Origin of the sequence: uncultured Polaribacter sp., from assembly GCF_947503875.1 — a bacterium.
Taxonomy (GTDB): Bacteria; Bacteroidota; Bacteroidia; order Flavobacteriales; family Flavobacteriaceae; genus Polaribacter.
Genome location: NZ_CANNFH010000008.1, coordinates 108,561 through 129,351 on the forward strand (window position 1 = coordinate 108,561; position 20,791 = coordinate 129,351).

Here is a 20,791-nt window from a genome sequence, read left to right on the forward strand (position 1 = left end):
GTTGGTCGTATTTCGTTTGAACCATGGACGGAAAACGGTAACCGGTAATTGCTAAGCACTAAGCAATTTTACTTTAATGATTTTATTAATTTATACAACATCATCTTAATTCTTGTGCAAAGATCTAATAACTCCACATATTCTTAATTCGTAATGTATCTTAAATCTTTTGCCAAAAACAATTGATAATTTGCTTCCTCTAAAGACCCTTTTGCAATATACAAAAACTGAATAAATTCTTTTTTGTATTCTCGTCCTTGTCCCTCTATTATATTAGTTGGAACACTACTCGCACTTCTTCTTACTTGACTTATTAAACCGTATTTTTCTGAGGAAGGGAAGTTTGATGAAACTTGGTATACATCAAGTGTTAATTGATGCGCTAGTTTCCAAACTTGCAGGTTACATTCCATATTTTTGTTCGTTGTCGTTTTTCGTTTTTCGTTGGTCGTTTGAGGATTGCTAAATAGTGGTAAACGTGAAACGGTAAACGGCTCTTACATTTTTACTTGCTTAATATTTTCTATATTTTTTAAAAACCATTGATACGTTTTTTCTATTCCTTCTTTTAATTCTGTTGAATATTTCCATCCAACTGCTGCCATTTTAGAAACATCCATTAATTTTCTTGGTGTTCCATCAGGCTTTTCTGAATCCCAAACAATATTCCCTTCATGCCCTGTAACCCTCTGAATAGTTTCTGCAAGTTCTCTAATGGTAATATCTTTACCAGAACCAACATTATATATATATTCTGGCAAATTATTTTCTAAAGCATACACTACTGCCTCTGCCATATCGTCTACAAACAAGAATTCTCTCATTGGAGTGCCACTACCCCACAATTTGACAGGCTCATTGTTATTTAGTTTTGCTTCATGAAATTTACGAATCATAGCTGGCAAAACGTGTGATGTCTGTAAATCGAAATTATCAAAATAACCATATAAATTTGTTGGCATTAAACTTACATAATCTTTATTGAACTGTTTTCTTATGGCTTGACAAGCTTTAACTCCTGTAATTTTAGCAATTGCGTACCATTCATTAGTTGGTTCTAATGCATCTGTTAACAAATATTCTTCTTTCAAAGGTTGTGCTGCTAATTTGGGATATATACAAGAGCTTCCTAAAAAAATAAATTTATCAATACCTGCTTTTAAAGCACTATCAATTAAATTATTTTGAATTTGCATATTCTCCATTAAAAATTGATAAGGAAAATTGTTATTTGCCAAAATACCACCAACTCTTGCTGCTGCATCAATAATAGCTTCTGGTTTTTCTGTTTCAAGAAACTTTACCACCGCTATTTGGTTCTTTAAATCTAAGTCTTCGCTAGATTTACCAATTAAACTGGTGTACCCTTTTTTCTCTAAAGCCCTCCAAACGGCAGAACCTACCATTCCGCGATGACCAGCAATGTATATTTTAGTATCTTTCTTTATCATTTATTTTTGAACTAACTGATGTTTCGTTTTTCGTTTTTCGTTGTTCGTTGTTGGTTGTTCGATTGAGTGATAAAAAAATATCGGTAATCAAACTGCGCCTTTATTTCCCTATTTGAAAATACTCAAATCCGTTTTCTTCTAAATTAAAGGCATTGTACTGATTTCTACCATCAAAAATGACAGGTGACTTTAATTGCGCTTTAATTTCCTCAAAATCAGGAGATCTAAATTCTTTCCATTCCGTTAATAAAATTAGCGCGTCAGCACCCTGTAAAACTTCATATTTAGAATTACAATACGTTATATTTTTTGCATCCTTTAAATAAAACTCTTCAGCCTCTTTAGTCGCCTTAGGATCATAAGCCTTTACTTTTGCGCCTCTTTTTTCTAGTTCTTTGACAATATAAATTGCCGGAGCTTCTCGCATATCATCTGTTCCAGGTTTAAAAGATAGTCCCCATAAGCCAAAAGTTAATCCTGTTAAATCTTCCCCAAACCTTTTCACTATTTTCTGAGCAACCACTAACTTTTGAGCATCATTTACATTTTCTACGGACTCAATTAATTTGGCTTTATAGCCATTCTCTTCTGCAATTTTCTTTAATGCTTTTACATCTTTAGGAAAACAAGAACCTCCGTAGCCTGCACCAGGATAAATAAAACTATACCCTATTCTTTTATCAGAACCAATACCTATTCTTACTTTATTGGCATCTGCGCCTACTCTTTCACAAATATTGGCTATCTCATTCATAAATGAAATTTTTGTTGCCAACATGGTATTTGCCGCATACTTTGTCATTTCCGCAGAACGAATATCCATGGTTATAAAGCGATCATGGGTTCTGAAGAAAGGGGAGTACAATTGTTTCATTTGCTCGAAAGCATACTCCGAATCTGCACCTATAACTACTCTATCGGGTTTCATAAAGTCGTCTATAGCTACACCTTCTTTTAAAAATTCAGGATTAGATACCACATCAAAATCTATGTTTATACCTCTTTTATCCAGCTCCGCTTGAATTGTTGCTTTTACCTTATCTGCTGTACCAATAGGTACTGTAGATTTATCTACAACTATTAATCGGTTTACCATTGTTTTGCCTATGGACTCCGCAACCGATAAAACATACTGTAAATCTGCGGAACCATCTGCTCCCATAGGCGTACCAACCGCTATAAAAACAATTTTAGCTTCGCTAACTGCAGCTTTTAAATCTGTAGTAAAAAACAAATTTTTTTTATCAATATTTTTAAGAACCATTTGTTCTAAACCCGGCTCAAATATGGGAATAATACCCGAATTTAGTTTTTCTATTTTAATAGAATCAATATCTACACAGGTTACCTTATTGCCCATTTCTGCAAAACAAGTACCTGCAACTAACCCAACATATCCTGAACCTATAACTACTATATTCATATTATAATTTTAACTTTTTAATTTCCACGCTATTTTAAATTTGTTGATATATTCTTTTCCTAAAACAAAGCCAAAACCCAAAACAATCCCTACAAAAGTAAAGGCAAAAAGAATTAAGCCCCTTTTTGGAGCAGATTTTTGCAAAGGGATAGTCACGGGCTTTAAAACAGTAAATAAAGGTGTGTCTTTTTTTACTTGTAATTGTTGCGTTTCTAATTGTTTTGCCAGTTCTGAATACACTGAAAAGATAAGATTATACTCAGACTGTAAACTCAGTAATGTAGTTCTACCCATGGCGGTATTTATGTTGCGATTTCTATCTTGAAAACGAGCCAAAGCTATTTTTGCTTTATTAAACTCTTTGCTTTTTTCAGCATATCTATCTTTGATATAACTTAGTTGCTCTATTGCTTTTTGTGCTTTAAACTGCAAAGCGTATTTTTGGAGTAATTCTTGCGCTTTTAAAGCTAACTGTGCACTAGCTTTTGCTTCTGGAAAACTAAAAGAAACAGCAACAAAGCCCTCTTTTGCATTCACTTCTAAATCAAGTTGATCATTTAAAATATTTATTAAGTTATGTTCTTCCGAAGAAATTGACATAATTTGTTCTCCTTTAGTTCTTTTAGAGAATTCAGAATCAACCTCATCTGCCTTAAAAAACGAAATTAAAACACCAGGCAAACCAATTGTATATTTTTTTAAGTTAGCTAATACTCCAGCCTCATATACATTCTCGTAAAAGGTTCTGTAAGAAATTAATGAATCTTGCCCCTCAATACTTAGTTTGGTTTCTAACAATTCTAATTGAAACGGGATACTATTTACTATTTTGGGATATAATTCAGGTGAAATCTCAGAGTTAGTTACACCTCCGCCAATATTTATACCCGCCAAAGAAGCTAAGCCACCCAATCCTGAAACCGGTGATTTACCCTCTATTAATGGCACAAATACTGAAGAAGATGTATATGACTTTTTAGAAAAAATTGCTACAAATAAACCGAGAATAAAGAAAAATAGTATAATTTTTAGAATAAGCTTGCGTGACTTCCAAAAGTTTTTGAGTAAGGCAATGATATCTATAAATTCATCTTCTTTGTAATTGTGTTTATCAATCTCTTTAACCATATTTTTATTATTTTGATATACTTAAATGTCATTAAAACTAGTTAACTAAAGACTGTATTAAAATACCTAAAGTAGCTAAGGAAGTAGTAATACCAATTACCTCTGTTGTTGTTAATTTATTCTTTATTTCTGGTTTGGCTGGAACAAATATGGTAGCACCTGGCTGTAATTTGGGGTATACTTTAAAAAGACCAAAGTTTTTCACTGTTTTAATATCTCCATTGGCATAAGATACATATATTTTAGATTTTTTAGAGGTTTCTGCAAAACCGCCAGATTTGTATATATATTTCTTTAAATTTTGACCTTTTTCAAACTGAATTAGTGAAGGTTTGGCAACCATTCCTGTAACTTTTACAGTGCGCCTTTGTTCAGGTATCAGTAAAAGATCATCTTTTCTTAACACCATATCAATATCACTTCCTTTGTTTTTTAAAATAGCTTGTAAATCTATACCTACTTTAAATTCTCCTGCATCGGTATTCATTGCCTCCAATGCTTTTACATCAACCTCTCCCCCCTCATTGTTTGCAATATTTTTTAAGATATCTGTTTCATAGTTTTTATTTGTTTTACGTATTAAGGCAGCCCCTTTTATATAGGCAAACTCCGTTAAACCTCCCGCTCTCTCAATCAAATCAGAAATACGTTCATTTTTATTTTTTAACGTGTATGAGCCTTGATATTTTACCTCACCTGATATTTTCACATTTGTTTGAGCTACATAGCCTTTAAAATTTCTTACAGTTACAATATCATAAGGTTCTAGGTAAAATGGAGTACCATTATTTATAGCTAAATTTTCTTCAGAAGAAATATTATAAACATCACTTAGGGTTACAAAACTACCATCCTTTAAACGCCTAGAAACACTAATTACCTCTGGATCTGCAGCAACTGTTAAACCTCCAGACATGGCAATAACGTCTTCTATTTGTAGTTTTTCTACATAATCTATGGTTCCAGGCATATTTACAGCACCTTGTATGGTAAGCGTTCTTTTTTCCCTTAAATCGCCTTTATTAAAAATTAATATCTGATCTCTAGGTTGTAAGACAATATTAGTATTACCAACTAAAACATTTGAAACAGAAAAAGCAATATTTTCTTTTTTAGTATTATCATAAGTTCTAATTAACTGCCCTCTGGCTAAGAAAGCTTCTGGAGTAACACCTTCCGCCTTTTGAATGAGGTCTAACAATGTAATATCATTAAAAAACTGAAAATTACCAGGCCTATGTACCTCACCTTCTATACTAACTCTATTTTTATAACGATCTAATATTTCTTGAACAACCAATTTATCTCCTGCCCTTATAATAAACTTTTCTGCATTTGCAGTTGCCACCTCTCTCACTTCTTTTTCGGTACCGTTTAAACGCTCAATAACCAACAAATTGGTGTAGGCATTTGGTGTATAACCTCCAAAATATTTAGTTAAATCTGCTAACGTTTCTCCATCTTTCAATTCGTAAATACCTGGTCTTTTAACAGCACCTTCAACAAAGACTAAATTTTTATACGGTTCTATTAACAAAACATCTTGGTCTTGCAATTTCAAATCGCCTTCTTGCCTACCGTACAGTAAGTAATTATAAATATCTAAAGTGGCAACTACTTTATTAAATCGAATTAATTTTATAGCTCTAAAAGTCCCTAGTTCAGTAGGGCCTCCTGCAGCATATAAAGCATTAAGCACGGTGGAAAGAGAACTTAAAGAATAGGATCCAGGAACCTTAACATCTCCTATTACATTTACTTGTACTGTTCTTATCTTAGAAACAGTAACATTTGTGTAAACCTTATTGTAACTGTTTTTTGATGCCGAAATCCCGCTGTGTTTGTTCTTTAATTTTGCAATAATCTTAGCAGTCGCATTTTCTAAACTAAAACCATTTACATAAATAAAGCCTACACCTTCTATTTTTATATTTCCATTTTTATTAACTTTAGAGGTATAGGTGATTTCTGAAGCCCCCCATAAATCAATCATAATTTCATCTCCAGGACCAATTTGATAATTTCTTGGCACTGCAATATTTATATTTGGTGTAAACGAAATTTTTGGATTGTTAAAAAAGTCATACCCAAAAAGTAAGCTTTTCTTTGATTTTTCTTTTAAAGAGGTACGATCTTTTAATCCAAAAACACCCTCATTTAAAAGCTCTTCTGCATTAACTTCTTTAACTTTACTTTCTTGTGTTTTAATAGCGTTTAAACTTAACACTCTTCTTGTAAACTCATCAATTTTTTCTGAAGATATCCCCTGAGAAGTACCTAAAACTTTTATACTTGAAAGCGTATACCCTTTTTCTTGCATTTGCGACCAGTAGGACTCTATTTGATCATCTGAAAGCGAATTTATATCTATATTTTTAAGCTGACTAGCCCCCTGAGCATTTATAAGAAGAGGAAAAGTTAAAAAAACCATTAGATAAAATGATACCAGATTAATTCTCATTATATATTTTTTTTTTGCAAAACTACTAAAAAGTTATTTCACGGCAGACTATTATGACTACTTATCTTTTAGTTTCAAATTTTCTTTCTCTTGCACTTCTCTTCTTAAGCCACTGCTTGAAAAACGGTGCTCTCTTTTATTAAAAAACAAATCGATTCCTTTTTCTTCGCAATACTGCCTTCCTGTGAACTGTTTACTGGCATATTCATCACCAATAACTCTTACATCTATTTTAAAAGAACGCAAAACATCTTCTAAATCTTGCTCTGTTGCATACGGTACAATTTCATCTACATACTTACAGCCTTTCAATTGAATATAACGTTCCACAACGGATTGTACGGGTCTATTTTTTTCTGGTCTATCTAAAGTTGGATCTGTTTGCAGGCCACAAATTAAATAATCACATTGTCGTTTTGCGTCTTCTAACATTTTGATATGACCCGCGTGTAGCAGATCAAAAGAACTAAAAGTTATTCCTATTTTCATATTGACAAATATAGTTTTTTTATGATAATTAAAAAGGGGAAATCCCCCAATTCCTATTTTGCAAGTAACCAAGAGGAAGATTGCACCTTATCCCCTAAACCATCAATTAATGTTACACTCATTTCTTTGCAAATTGGTGCTTCTGGAATTGAGTTATTATCTTGATCACCACCATTTGCAAACGCAAAATCATAGTTGTCTTTATATTTCTCACAAAGATGTTTTATTGATGCACAAACGGTTCTATCTTTATCTATAGAAAGAATGGCTTTATCAACTACCTTAATATTTTGCACAATAAATAAGCGCTCTTCTTCCTTTTGAAACTCTTTAGAACCTTTTAAGGCTCGTTGTAAATCGCTATTAACGATAACAAAAAGCTCATCTGCCATTGCTTTTGCATTATTAAAATACTCTATGTGTCCTTTGTGTATTGGATTAAAATAACCCGATACAATAATTGCTTTTTTCTTCATAATTTATTTTATAAACCTATGCTTTTCTCCGGTATCTACTAACTCAGCATTTCTAATTTCATGAACAATTTCAATTGAGGTTCTTACCTCTTGTAAACCAAAACCTTTACCTAAAATAATTTTCTTATAACTATCTGTATGCAACTCCGTAAAACCTTTACTAAACTCTAATTCTTCTCCGCTAATATCTATAGACCTATACGTTCTTTGCCCTTTTTGTTTGATATGGGCAGGCAAATCATTTTCATCAATAGACAAAAACCAACGCACTCTCGCATTCTCAAACTCCAAATAACCCGAAGCTTTATTTTTTTCCCTTAAATGCACAATATTTTCTTGTACATTTCCAAAAACCCAAGATAGCATATCATAAAAATGAACACCAATATTAGTCGCTATTCCTCCAGATTTAGACTCATCTCCTTTCCACGAAATATCATACCATTTTCCTCTGGAAGTAATATATGTTAAATCAATATCATATTTACCATCTCTTTTTTCTACTGCTACTTTGTTTTTTAATGCAATTATAGATTCATGCAATCTTAATTGTAAAATCGTATTTATTCTTGCTGCTGATTCCTTTTCTATTGCTTCTAAAGCGTCTATATTCCAAGGGTTGAGTACAATTGGTTTTTCGCAGATGGCATTTGCTCCACTGCGTAGCGCCATTCTTATATGGGAGTCATGCAAATAATTCGGCGTACAAATGCTTACATAGTCTAAATTTATATTCTTATTCCGTCTTAATTTTTCAATATGACGATCGAACCGTTCAAATTCAACAAAAAAGTCTGCATTCGGAAAATAGCTATCCATAACACCTACAGAATCAAATTTATCTAATGCTGCTATTAAATTATTATTAGTATCCTTAATTGCTTTTAAATGTCTAGGAGCAATATAACCAGCTGCTCCCATTAGTGCAAAATTTTTCATTATAACGCTTTATCTATTAATTGAGATGGTAAAAAACTTTTAACATCATATACTACTGCTTTTTCTTTCTTTAATTTGATTAAATCCAAATTTTCGAATTCCTTGTGAGAAACGGCTAACACAATGGCGTCAAACTTTTGAGCAGGAATAGTCTTCTGCGAATCTAAACCGTATTCTCTTTTCAGCTCTTCTGGATTTGCACAGGGGTCAAAAACAGTAACATTTGTTCCAAAATCAACCAATTCATTAACAACATCTACTGCTTTTGTGTTTCTTACATCGGGACAATTTTCTTTAAATGTAATTCCTAACACCAGAACCGCTGCATCTTTTACCTCTATACTTTGCTTAATCATTAGTTTGGCAACCTCTGCTGCAACGTATTTGCCCATACCGTCATTAACTCTTCTACCTGCTAAAATTATTTCTGGATGATAGCCAAACTCCTGCGCTTTCTGTGCTAAATAATAAGGATCTACACCTATGCAATGCCCTCCAACCAAACCAGGTTTAAATGGTAAAAAGTTCCATTTTGTACCTGCAGCCTCTAATACATCATTAGTTTTTATATCCATTAAGTTGAATATCTTAGCCAACTCATTCACAAATGCAATATTAATATCTCTTTGAGAATTCTCTATAACTTTAGCCGCCTCTGCAACCTTTATAGAGGGAGCTAAATGCGTGCCTGCAATAATTACAGAATTATATAAATCGTCTATCTTTTTCCCAATTTCTTTGGTTGAACCCGATGTAATTTTTAATATTTTCTCTACAGTATGCTTTTTATCACCTGGATTTATTCTTTCCGGTGAATAACCTGCAAAAAAATCGCTATTAAAAACTAAACCAGAATTTTTTTCTAAAACAGGAATACAATCCTCCTCTGTTGCTCCTGGATAAACTGTAGATTCATACACTACAATATCTCCCTTTTTCAAAACTTTACCAACTGTTTCACTGGCTTTAATTAAAGGAGTCAAAACAGGTCTATTATTTTTATCGACAGGTGTAGGTACTGTCACAATATAATAATTACAACACAAAATATCTTCTAAATCACTTGAACAAAACAAACCATTTTCTAAAGAGTTACTTTCTTTAAGGGCTGCTTTTAAAACATCATCTGCCACCTCTAACGTAGTATCTCTACCACATCTTAACTCCTGTACTCTCTTTTCGTTTATATCAAAACCAACTACTGGATATTTTGTTGCAAAAAGTCTTGCCAAAGGCAAACCTACATACCCCAAACCAATTACAGCTATTTTAATTTTACTCATCTTTTAAATTTTCCCAATACCATTTTACAGAAGCTTTCAACCCTTGCTCCAATGAAAATTGCGGATTATAATTCAGTCTTGTTTTGGCTTTATGTATATTTGCGTGTGAATGAGGAATATCTCCCAACCTATTGGCACCATGTACAACCTTAACCTCTCTAATTTTAGAATTATAATTACCCAACTCTTCCTTTAATATGCACATTAACTCATTTAAAGTATTTCTATCTCCATAAGCCGCATTATACACTTTATTTGTTGCACTTTTATCTGTTACTAAACTTAACAAATTAATTTGAACTATATTATCTATAAAGGTGAAATCCCTAGAATTTGTTCCATCCCCATTAATTGTTGGTGATTCCAAATTAATTAAAGAACTAATAAATTTAGGTATTACTGCTGCGTAAGCACCATCAGGATCTTGTCTTTTACCAAAAACATTAAAATAACGCAACCCAATGGTTTCTAAATCATACGTTTTAGAAAAAACAGAGGCATAAAGCTCATTCACATATTTTGTTACAGCGTAAGGAGACAAAGGAGCTCCTATATTTTCTTCAATTTTTGGCAATTCATCAGAATCTCCATAGGTAGAAGAACTAGCGGCATAGACAAACCGTTTCACTTTATTATCTCTAGATGCCATCAACATATTTAAAAAACCAGTAACATTTACCTCATTTGAAGTAATTGGATCTACAATCGACCTTGGAACAGAACCTAAGGCTGCTTGATGTAAGACAAAATCTGCGTCTTTGGTAGCTCTTAAACAATCATTAAGACTCCTAATATCCCCCTCAATTAAAGTGAAATTTTTGTCTAATAAAAACGGTGCTATATTTCTTCTCTTACCTGTTGAAAAATTATCTAAACAAATTACCTGATTATCTTTCTCTAGTAAAGCTTCACACAGATTAGACCCTATGAAACCAGCGCCTCCTGTTACCAATATTTTCTTTTTAGACAGTAATATTTTCATACGTTAAACAAGCGCTATACTATTAAAGAGCGAAAATACAAAAAATAGGTGATTTTCTTAAAAAGAAATGCATGGAAACAAAAAATCCTTCACAAACTGTGAAGGATTTTACTTTGGTGGGCAATGAGGGATTCGAACCCCCGACCCCCTCGGTGTAAACGAGGTGCTCTGAACCAACTGAGCTAATTGCCCTAAGCGGTTGCAAATATAACATGCTTTTTGAATCTACCAAACAAAAAACTATTTTTTATTTAAATAATTTCGGCTACTACAAAAGTGCTGCCACCAACGTAAATTACATCTTGCTGATTTGCAATTGATAAAGCACTTTCTAAGGCCAATTCAACAGAAGAATATTTTTTTCCTTTTAATTGAAATCTACCTGCTTTTTCCTTTAAAGTAGTTTCTGAGAGTCCACGTGAGATATTTGGCTTGCAGAAATAATAGTTTGCATCTTTGGGAAACATGGGTAAAATGTCATCTATTTTTTTATCTGAAACTACACCTAATACAATATGTAACTTTTTAAATGTTTCTTTTTTAAGTTGATTTAGCACAATGGTTAAACCTTCTTTATTATGTGCAGTATCACAAATTACTTTAGGAGAATTTTGTAACACTTGCCATCTACCCTTAAGATTTGTGTTCTTTACCACATTTAATAAGCCATTTTTGATATTTTCTTCTGACACTAAGAAACCTTTTAGCTTTTGAATTGCAGCAACAGTTGTTTTAGTGTTTGCTTTTTGGTAATCGCCCAACAAATCTGTGGCATAATTTGATTTTTCTTTTGAAGCAAAAATAATCTCGGAATTGGTACTGTTTGCTTTATCTAAAAACACTTGCCTTACCTCTTCTTGTTCTTCACCAATAATAATAGGAATATTTTGCTTTATAATCCCAGCTTTTTCGAAGGCAATTTCTGGTAGTGTTTCTCCCAAAAACTGGGTATGATCTAATCCTATATTGGTAATTACAGATAATTCTGGAATAATTATGTTGGTAGAATCTAACCTGCCACCTAAACCTACTTCTACAATAGCAACATCTACTTTTTCTTTTGCAAAATAATCAAAGGCTAAACCAACCGTCATTTCAAAAAAAGATAAACTCTGTTTTTCTAAAAACGTTTTGTGCTCTGTTATAAATGAAGATACTTTAGTTTTAAGTATTTCTTCTCCGTTTACACGTATTCTCTCTGTAAAGTTTTTTAAGTGTGGCGATGTATACAACCCAACCTTATAACCTGCTTCTTGTAAAATTGAGGCTAACATATGACTAGTTGATCCTTTACCATTTGTGCCGCCAACATGAATGGATTTAAACTCCTTTTCAGGGTGATTTAATTCTTTAGAGAAGGCTAAAATATTGGTTAAATCTTTTTTGAATGCTGTATTACCTTCTTTTTGATACATTGGTAATTGCGCAAACATCCAAGCTGTGGTTTCTTTGTAAGTCATAGTGTTTTAAAATAGATACTGCCTTTGCAGCAATAATAAGATTAAAGTAAACAAATGTAAGTGATTATTTAGTTAAAGAAAACTTATAAATAATAGTACCTGTTTGTGTTTTTGGTGCGTCTGAATCTGGATTCCACTTTGTGCTTAAAGCAGCGACTTTCGCAGGTTTTAATAAACAAGGTGCAGTATTTGTAGAGCCTTTTACCCCAGGAATTGCACGTAACACTTTACCTGTATTATCTACAGTTATTTTTACAACTACAATGCCTTCTTCTTGGCAATCTGGCTGTTGTTTGGGTGTTGATAAAGCTTTTCTACCTGCTAAATTGTAATTTCCACCAGAACCAGTTCCTGTGTTTCCGTAGTATTTAGAAGATTTAGCATCTCCATTAACTTTACCTTTAACTCCTTCCTTTAAATCACCTCCTTCTCCTTTTGGCTTACCTGAATCTGAATTACCGTTTAACAATTTATTTAAAGCATCTTGTGTTTCTTTAGATGGTTTTTGAACTGGTTTTTCTTTCGGTATTTCTTCTTTTTCAACCAGCTCTTTAATTGCTGCCGTTTTAGGTTCTTTTACCTTTTCTACAACTGGAACATCTTTGGCAACATCATTTGTAATCACCTCTTCTATAGGTGTTTTTACAGGAGTTTGCTTAACCGTTTCCTTTACAACTTCTTGCTTTTTTACAACTGTTTTAGGTGCTGTTTTTTTTGAGTTATCAACTAGCTTACCAGAACCTACATCTGAATCTCCAAAATTTATGGCGACTCCATATTCTTCTGGCGGATCTAAATATTGCATGCCGTAATTAAACATTACAAAAATTAATAACAGCATAATAATTGTTGTAATTATTGCTGATTTTTGTTTGTATTTTCTTTCTGATGTTTTCAAACTTTCTTTAAATATACTATTTGCAAAAATTTAGTTTATCGTTTTTTAATGCCCAATATGCGTTAGGGATTGCAATAACATCCTTTTTACTCCTTACTGAATTTAATTCAGGATATAAAAAAGATACAACCTTTCGGCTTTGCTCAAAATAAATTCCAAGCCCATTAAAGCCCCAAATTCTAATTCCCTTTTACTGCTAAAATCATTTTTAACTTATTCTTATTGGCAATATCTATTACTTTCATTACATTTTTATAAGGCACATCTTTATCGCCACGAATAACAATGGTTTTTTGTTTATCTGAACCTACACTTTTTAACAATTCATTTTCTAAAGTAGACGCATCTACTTTTATTTTATTAATATAAAAAAGAGATGTATTAGTAATGGTTACTGCCACAGATTTACTGTTTTCTGTTTTTCCGCCTGCTTTTGGCAATAAAACGTCTATTGCGCTTACGGTTACAAGCGTAGATGTTAGCATGAAAAATATGAGTAATAAAAACACAATATCCGTCATGGAAGACATGTTAAAACTAGGATCTACTTTATTTCTTCCTCTTAAATTCATATTACTAGTTTAAAAGTTAAAAGATACGAAAGTTAAAAAGTTATTTTATAAACTGTAAAACTTTATAACTTTAAAAGCTTATTTATACAGGTTCGTTTAATAAATCTAAAAATTCTACAGATTTGGCTTCCATTTGATAAACTACTTTATCTGTTTTTACCACCAAATGATTATAAGTTATGTATGCTATAATACCAACAATTAAACCTGCAACAGTTGTAGTCATAGCAGTATACAAACCGTCTGACAACATTTTAATATCTATTTGTCCGCCTGCATTTGCTATTTCATGTATGGCTACTATCATACCAATTACAGTTCCTAAAAAACCAATCATTGGTGCTGCACCTGCAATAGTTGCTAAAACGCTTACATTTTTTTCTAGTTGATAAACTTCTAACTTACCCGCAGTTTCTATAGCTGTATTAATATCTTCTAAAGGCTTGCCAATTCTTGTAATACCTTTTCCAATTAAACGTGCTGTTGGTGTATTTTTGCTTTCGCACAATGCTTTTGCAGTATCTAATTTACCATTGGAAACATGGTCTTTTATTTGATTCATAAAATCTTTATCTACCTTAGAAGCTGCCTTTATAGAAAAAAAGCGTTCAAAATAGATATATAAACCTACTGTTAATAATACAAATAGAATGGCTATTATTATTTGACCTCCTAAACCACCGTCTACTATAAGATTAAAGATTGAGAGTGTTTTTTCTTCAGAAACGGATTCTGTAAGCGATTGTGTGTCTTCTTGAAAAAATAAAATCATTTATTATTTATTTTAGTTCTGTGTTAATAACGGGTATTCTTTTTTAAAATTGTTTTACGAATTAAACCATTAACCGTGAATGGACAAAAAAAATGTCATTTCAAAAAAAATATTGAAATGACATTTTTATTTTTTTTTGATTTATGGTTTAGAAAAGCGTTCTTGTAATCATAAATGTGGCAGATCCTACAATAAAACCTATTAAAGCCAACCATGATATTTTTTTAATATACCAGAAAAAATCTATTTTTTCCATACCCATTGCTACTACTCCTGCAGCAGACCCTATAATTAACATAGAACCACCTGTACCCGCAGAAAATGCAATAAAGTGCCAAAGCTCATTATCTATTGGTTGAGAAAACATACCCAAACTAGCTGCAACTAAAGGTACATTATCTATTACTGCAGAACCTACACCCAGTAGCATTACTACTAAATCTGAAACCCCTTCTACTCCTGCTATATGCATCTCTGTACCCATCATTGGCACAGACTCTTGTAAGGTAGTGGCAAAATTAAATAAAATACCTAAAGACTCTAAAGCTGCTACTGCCATTAAAATTCCTAAGAAGAATAAAATACTTGGCATTTCTATTTTAGATAAAGATGCATGTACAGGACTATGGTGTGCTTCAGAAACATGTTCTTCTGCCTCTTCACCCTCTACACTAGAAATTGAAAATTTAGAATTACTGTAAATTTCTGCAAAAGTTGCCACAATACCTAAAGACAACATCATACCTACATAAGGTGGTAAATGTGTTACTGTTTTAAAAATTGGTACAAAAATAATTGCGCCTAAACCTAAATATAACATTCTTGCACTATGCGGACTTTTAGGTTTTACAACCTCATTCTCATCAAAATCTATTTCTCCTTTAAATGCTGGTAAAAAAGAGGCAATAAAAGTAGGCACCAACATACATAATAAAGATGGTAATAGTAAGTACTCTATTAATTTAAGTGTAGTTACTTTTTTACCTATCCAAAGCATTGTTGTGGTAACATCTCCAATAGGAGACCAAGCACCACCTGCGTTTGCTGCAACAATTATTAAACCTGCAAACCAAATTCTTTCATCTCTACTTTTTACAATTTTCTGTAAAATAGAAATTAACACTATGGTGGCTGTTAAGTTGTCTATAATTGCCGATAATATAAAAGCTAAACCCGCAAAAATCCACAAGATTTTGGTTTTCTTTTTTGTTCTAATAAAACTTTTTATGGTAGAAAATCCATCGAAATAATCAATAATTTCTACAATAGTCATAGCACCTAGTAAAAACACTAAAATTTCTGCAGTTTTACCTAAATGATGTAATAAAGTTTCTTCTACCAAATGCAGCTTATCTTCATGAATCATACTGCCAAAACCTTCTACTAAGGCATGTTTACTAGAATCAAACCAAGTAGTAAAACCATCTACACCCAAAGCTACACAGGCCCAACAAACGGCCATCATTATTAAAGCAGGTATTAATTTATCTAACTTTAAATTGTGTTCTAATGTAATGGCTAAATACCCCAATACAAATACTATAATAATTACTGATTCCATATATTAAATTTAATTTATATCAATTGTTTTAAAGCGATTTCAAACGCTGTTGAACATATTTTTGTTTTTGATGCGCTCTTTTTAAACGTCTTTTGTAAAGCTTTTTTGATGACGTTAGAAGTGTCATCAAAAATGGCTTTGTCTTGCATTGGCAATTTTACTCTAGCTTCCATTAAATATGCAAAAACTCTTGCAATACCACAATTGGAGATAAAATCTGGCAACAAACTTAAATGATTATCTGTATACTCCATAATAGGACCAAAGAAAATTTCTTTATCTGCAAATGGCACGTTTGCTCCTGGTGAAATCACCTCTAACCCAGCATCTATCATTTGCTGTACTTGGTCTTTAGAAACTAGTCTTGATGCTGCTGCAGGAATAAATATTTCTGCAGGCAAGCTCCATATTTTCTGATTTATTTCGTCAAAAGGAATCATATTTTTAGAAACCAACTTATTGCCATTTTTGGTTAAAAATAACTCAGTAATTTGTTCCATAGAAAAACCTTCGTTATTTATTAAACCTCCATCTCTATCTATAATTCCAACAACTTTGGCTCCTAATTGTGTTAAATAATAAGCAGCTGCACTACCAACATTACCAAAACCTTGTACAATTGCTCTTTTACCAACTATATTACCACCATAAATAGCATAATAATGCTTTACAGCTTCAGAAACCCCATAACCTGTTAACATGTCTGCTATGGTATATTTTCTTGTAATATCTGGCGACAAATATTTATTTTCAATGACCTTAATTACACCTAAACGCAATTGTCCTATTCTATTAATTTTATCGGCTTCTGTGGGCTTAAAATGACCATTAAAAATACCTTCTTGCGGGTGCCAAACTCCACAATCTTCTGTAATAGGAATTACATCTTTATCTGCATCTACATTTAAATCTCCTCCTGTGCCGTAATAATGTTTTAATAATGGTGTTACTGCTTTGTACCAACGCTCTAAAACCTGCCTTTTTCTTGAATCATTGGGATCAAAATTAATTCCAGATTTTGCACCACCAATTGCTGGTCCAGAAACAGTAAACTTCACTTCCATGGTTTTAGCTAGAGATAAAACTTCATTTTTATCTAAACCTTTACGCATTCTGGTTCCTCCACCAGCAGCACCTCCTCTTAAAGAGTTTATTACCACCCAGCCTTCTGCTTCTGTCTCTTTATCTTTCCAATGAAAAACAATTTCCGGTTGTTTTTCTTCGTATTTTTTTAATAATTCTTTCATTATATATTGTTATGACGTTTAACTTTTGTAAATTTCTTTTGCACTCTTTTTTTTTATAAAAATCTTCCAAAAAAAAAGCTAAAGCTGTCTCATAATATGGGCATGAATTAAAATTATTGCTAACAAATTTAAATTAAAAAAATGAGTAGCCAAATAATTAAATTAAAAACTATGGATAAAAAATAACTCCAGACGAATGATCTTTAGTTGCACCTGTTACAGATTTTAAACAATTTACCTGATTATCAATCTTTAACAATCCTAAAAAAGCAAATATTAAAGCTTCCTTAAAATCAATAATTTCTTTTGTAGTTAATGTTACTGTAATATTTGAATGATATTCAATTCTTTCCATTAAAAATGTATTAAAAACACCTCCACCAGTTACTAAAATAGAATTTGAACCTTTTATAATTTTAGCAATCTGAATGGCAATATGCTCTGCAAAAGTTCGTAAAATAATTGCAACATCTGTTTCTAAACTATCTATTAGAGGAAAAATTTCTTTTTGTACCCACTCCAAACCCAAAGATTTTGGTGGTTCTTTTTTATAAAATGGCAAAGCATTTAACTTTTTTAATAACGTATCGTTTATTTTTCCTTCTGATGCAATTTTACCTGAATCATCAAAAGCAAAACCCAACTTATTTACATAATAATTAAGTACAATATTTACAGGACAAATATCAAAAGCTATTCTTAGCTTATTTTTATGATAAGAAATATTAGAAAAGCCACCTAAATTCAAACAAAATTGATAATTAGAAAACAACAACTCATCACCAATAGGCACCAAAGGCGCTCCTTGCCCACCTAATTTCACATCTTGCGTTCTAAAATCGCAAACTACTTTTTGCTTTGTAATTTTTGCAATTTCTTTACCATTCCCAATTTGTAATGTAATTCCGTTTTCAGGTTCATGTAAAATAGTATGGCCATGAGAAGCTATAAAATCTATTTTTTCTATTTGATTATTTTCAATAAACTTATTAATAATCAATGCGAGGTGTTTTCCATAAGAAACATCTAACTCCTCTAATTCTTCAGCAGAAAAATCAATGGCATTTTGCAATCGGTTTTTCCACTCCTTATTATAAGGTATAGTTTTGGCACAAATTATGGTAAATTTAGCATAACTGTCTTTTTCAAAATGTACATATACCAAATCTATTCCGTCTAAAGAAGTACCAGACATTACACCAATTGCAAAAACTGTTTTTGTGTTCATATAGACAAAATTAACAATTGTATAATGATAATATGTTACGAAATTAATATCTTTGAGAGATAAAATTACGAATTTGATAAAAAACACATAAATAAATGAATTTTACATTAACAGAAGAACACATCATGATTCGAGATGCTGCAAGAGATTTTGCGCAAACAGAATTACTACCTGGTGTTATAGAAAGAGATAATAAACAAGAATTTCCCCAAGAATTGGTAAAAAAAATGGGCGATTTGGGTTTTATGGGCATTATGGTAGACCCAAAATATGGAGGAAGTGGCATGGACACCATTTCTTACGTTTTAGTAATGGAAGAATTATCTAAAATAGACGCCTCTGCCTCTGTTATGGTTTCTGTAAACAACTCACTAGTTTGTTATGGCCTAGAAACCTATGGTTCTGAAACACAAAAGCAAAAATATCTAACAAAACTAGCCACAGGAGCACAAATTGGTGCATTCTGTTTATCTGAACCAGAAGCAGGATCAGACGCTACCTCTCAAGCAACCACTGCAGAAGACAAAGGAGATCATTACATAATTAATGGCACAAAAAATTGGATTACAAATGGCGGACGCTCAGATGTGTATTTGGTAATTGCACAGACCGATAGAGAAAAAGGACACAAGGGCATTAATGCTTTTATTGTAGAAAAAGATACACCTGGCTTTCACATTGGCCCCAAAGAAGACAAACTAGGAATTCGCGGTTCAGACACACACACTTTGCAGTTTAACGATGTAAAAGTACCTAAAGAAAATAGAATTGGCGAAGACGGTTTTGGTTTTAAATTTGCCATGAAAACACTTTCTGGTGGTAGAATTGGTATTGCTGCACAAGCCTTAGGCATTGCATCTGGTGCTTATGAATTGGCTTTAAAATATAGTAAAGAGCGTAAAGCTTTTGGTACAGAAATTTGCAACCACCAAGCAATTGCTTTTAAATTAGCAGACATGTATACAGAAATAGAAGCTGCCAGAATGTTGGTTATGAAATCTGCCTGGGATAAAGACCAAGGCAATAATTACGATATGTCTTCTGCAATGGCCAAACTTTATGCAAGTAAAGTTGCTATGGAACAAACTGTAGAAGCTGTACAAATACATGGTGGCAATGGTTTTGTAAAAGAATACCATGTAGAGCGTTTAATGCGAGATGCAAAAATTACTCAAATTTACGAAGGCACCTCAGAGATTCAAAAAATAGTTATTTCTCGTGGTGTAATTAAAGGCTAAAAACCAAACCTATATATAAGGTATAAAAATCCATCTTCTTTAAGGTGGATTTTTTATTTCTTGGGCGCAACCTTTCAGGTCAGGCTTTCAGTACTCGCTTCACGCTAAAAAGCGTGAGAGCTCAAACAAATACTTCAATCCTTTGCGCGGGCGTATTTAAAAACCAATAGCAAAATCAAAGAACTGTGTTTTTTAAAGCAATTCTGTCATCAAATAAAAAAAATTAAATAGTTTCCTTTAACTCTATAGCAAACAATTGCAAACCAGAAGAAGGTGCATTATTTCTCAAATACTTTCGATCATTATCCTCCTTTAAAGAAGCCTTTATAAAGTCTAGCGTTAAATTCCCCTTTCCTAATTCAAATAAAGTAGCCATCATTAATCTTATTTGATATCTTAAAAAGCCTTTACCTCTTACCTTTAATATATAAGAGTGTTCTGGAAAAAAATTAGCCGTTAAAATAGTATTCCTCACAATCTCACAAGAATCAATGGTTCTCTTAAAAATTGCATTTTCAGATGGTTTGGTACAATACTTATGAAAATAATGTTCTCCTTCAAACAATTTTGCGCCAGCTTGCATCAATTCCAAATCTAAATTTTCTGCGATATTCACTAAAAAAGGCGCCGCAAAAGGATGGTTTTTATCACCAAAAGAAAAATAATAATGATATTCTTTAATTTTAGCAGCATTAATAATATTAAAGTTAACAGCAACTTGCTGCACGTTGGTTGCCCTAAAATCTGGAGACAAATTGGCGTTTAAAGCCATTAAAAAGTCGATTTCTTCAATTTTCTTAGCTGTAAACAACTGCACATAATAAAAGTGAGCAGAAACCTTAGCATCTGTTCTACCAACACCAACCGTCTTAAAATCAGCATTTTCAAAAACATAAGACAAAGATTTGTCTACCATTTCATGCAAAGTTTTCGCATTTTTCTGTTTTTGCCAGCCAGAAAACCGAAAACCTAAGAATTGTAAAGAAATCAGGTAAGAAAATTGGTATTTCATAAGCTCAAAAATACAATAATTACATATTTTTTCTCATAACCTTCATTTTTATGAATATCTCAAAATTTTACCTCACTTTTTTACGAAGTCTACATTTTATACCTTTTATAAATCTTAAAATACACTTATCTTAATATAACCCCCTTTTTTTTGAGGGGTGCCTATCAAAAA

19 protein-coding genes and 1 tRNA gene are annotated in these 20,791 nt (G+C 32.2%); 1 reads left to right on the plus strand and 19 read right to left on the minus strand.

Annotated features, from left to right (window positions below; all coding sequences use genetic code 11):
- Positions 1-143: 143 nt before the first annotated feature.
- From Q0684_RS12870 to Q0684_RS12955, 18 genes are all read right to left on the minus strand, one after another.
- On the minus strand, positions 144-413 hold the full coding sequence (locus Q0684_RS12870; protein WP_299017540.1) for a four helix bundle protein: 270 nt from the start codon (positions 411-413) through the stop codon (positions 144-146).
- A gap of 84 nt (positions 414-497) precedes the next feature.
- Positions 498-1,451 (minus strand): GDP-L-fucose synthase, encoded by a 954-nt coding sequence (locus Q0684_RS12875; protein WP_299017543.1) that lies wholly within the window; start codon positions 1,449-1,451, stop codon positions 498-500.
- 100 nt (positions 1,452-1,551) lie between these two features.
- On the minus strand, positions 1,552-2,874 hold the full coding sequence (locus Q0684_RS12880) for a UDP-glucose/GDP-mannose dehydrogenase family protein (protein ID WP_299017546.1): 1,323 nt from the start codon (positions 2,872-2,874) through the stop codon (positions 1,552-1,554).
- Positions 2,875-2,883: 9 nt separating this feature from the next.
- On the minus strand, positions 2,884-4,002 hold the full coding sequence (locus tag Q0684_RS12885) for a Wzz/FepE/Etk N-terminal domain-containing protein (protein ID WP_299017549.1): 1,119 nt from the start codon (positions 4,000-4,002) through the stop codon (positions 2,884-2,886).
- A 37-nt stretch (positions 4,003-4,039) separates the two neighbouring features.
- Entirely contained in the window at positions 4,040-6,463 is a 2,424-nt protein-coding gene (locus Q0684_RS12890) for an SLBB domain-containing protein (protein ID WP_299017552.1), read from the minus strand.
- Positions 6,464-6,520: 57 nt separating this feature from the next.
- Positions 6,521-6,952: an adenylyltransferase/cytidyltransferase family protein gene (locus Q0684_RS12895; protein WP_299017555.1), complete on the minus strand. Its 432-nt coding sequence runs from the start codon at positions 6,950-6,952 to the stop codon at positions 6,521-6,523.
- 53 nt (positions 6,953-7,005) lie between these two features.
- On the minus strand, positions 7,006-7,428 hold the full coding sequence (locus Q0684_RS12900; protein ID WP_299017557.1) for an adenylyltransferase/cytidyltransferase family protein: 423 nt from the start codon (positions 7,426-7,428) through the stop codon (positions 7,006-7,008).
- A gap of 3 nt (positions 7,429-7,431) precedes the next feature.
- Positions 7,432-8,367 carry a Gfo/Idh/MocA family oxidoreductase gene (locus tag Q0684_RS12905; RefSeq protein ID WP_299017560.1) on the minus strand — a complete coding sequence of 312 codons (936 nt, stop codon included), beginning with the start codon at positions 8,365-8,367 and terminating at the stop codon, positions 7,432-7,434.
- Entirely contained in the window at positions 8,367-9,650 is a 1,284-nt protein-coding gene (locus tag Q0684_RS12910) for a nucleotide sugar dehydrogenase (protein ID WP_299017563.1), read from the minus strand. Before Q0684_RS12910 ends, Q0684_RS12905 begins: the two co-directional genes overlap by 1 nt.
- Positions 9,643-10,632, minus strand: coding sequence for an SDR family oxidoreductase (locus tag Q0684_RS12915; protein WP_299017567.1), 990 nt, complete (start codon positions 10,630-10,632; stop codon positions 9,643-9,645). Before Q0684_RS12915 ends, Q0684_RS12910 begins: the two co-directional genes overlap by 8 nt.
- Positions 10,633-10,746: 114 nt before the next feature.
- A tRNA-Val gene (locus tag Q0684_RS12920) sits at positions 10,747-10,824 on the minus strand.
- Between the two features lie 59 nt (positions 10,825-10,883).
- Entirely contained in the window at positions 10,884-12,092 is a 1,209-nt protein-coding gene (locus Q0684_RS12925) for a folylpolyglutamate synthase/dihydrofolate synthase family protein (RefSeq protein ID WP_299017571.1), read from the minus strand.
- Between the two features lie 64 nt (positions 12,093-12,156).
- On the minus strand, positions 12,157-12,990 hold the full coding sequence (locus Q0684_RS12930; RefSeq protein WP_299017574.1) for an energy transducer TonB: 834 nt from the start codon (positions 12,988-12,990) through the stop codon (positions 12,157-12,159).
- Between the two features lie 179 nt (positions 12,991-13,169).
- A complete protein-coding gene (locus Q0684_RS12935) occupies positions 13,170-13,562 on the minus strand; it encodes a biopolymer transporter ExbD (protein WP_299017577.1) in 393 nt (130 codons plus the stop codon).
- A gap of 82 nt (positions 13,563-13,644) precedes the next feature.
- Complete coding sequence (locus Q0684_RS12940; protein WP_299017580.1) at positions 13,645-14,334, minus strand: MotA/TolQ/ExbB proton channel family protein; 690 nt, start codon at positions 14,332-14,334, stop codon at positions 13,645-13,647.
- 148 nt (positions 14,335-14,482) lie between these two features.
- On the minus strand, positions 14,483-15,895 hold the full coding sequence (gene nhaD, locus Q0684_RS12945) for a sodium:proton antiporter NhaD (RefSeq protein ID WP_299017583.1): 1,413 nt from the start codon (positions 15,893-15,895) through the stop codon (positions 14,483-14,485).
- Positions 15,896-15,909: 14 nt separating this feature from the next.
- Positions 15,910-17,142: a Glu/Leu/Phe/Val dehydrogenase dimerization domain-containing protein gene (locus tag Q0684_RS12950; protein WP_299017587.1), complete on the minus strand. Its 1,233-nt coding sequence runs from the start codon at positions 17,140-17,142 to the stop codon at positions 15,910-15,912.
- A 169-nt stretch (positions 17,143-17,311) separates the two neighbouring features.
- Entirely contained in the window at positions 17,312-18,370 is a 1,059-nt protein-coding gene (locus Q0684_RS12955) for an anhydro-N-acetylmuramic acid kinase (RefSeq protein WP_299017589.1), read from the minus strand.
- A 95-nt stretch (positions 18,371-18,465) separates the two neighbouring features.
- Between Q0684_RS12955 and Q0684_RS12960 the strand changes: the two genes are divergently transcribed.
- Positions 18,466-19,608 carry an acyl-CoA dehydrogenase gene (locus Q0684_RS12960; protein ID WP_299017591.1) on the plus strand — a complete coding sequence of 381 codons (1,143 nt, stop codon included), beginning with the start codon at positions 18,466-18,468 and terminating at the stop codon, positions 19,606-19,608.
- Positions 19,609-19,831: 223 nt separating this feature from the next.
- Here Q0684_RS12960 and Q0684_RS12965 read toward each other — a convergent pair whose 3' ends face one another.
- Positions 19,832-20,620, minus strand: a complete 789-nt coding sequence (locus Q0684_RS12965; protein WP_299017593.1) for a tRNA pseudouridine(38-40) synthase TruA — start codon at positions 20,618-20,620, stop codon at positions 19,832-19,834.
- Positions 20,621-20,791 lie beyond the last annotated feature (171 nt).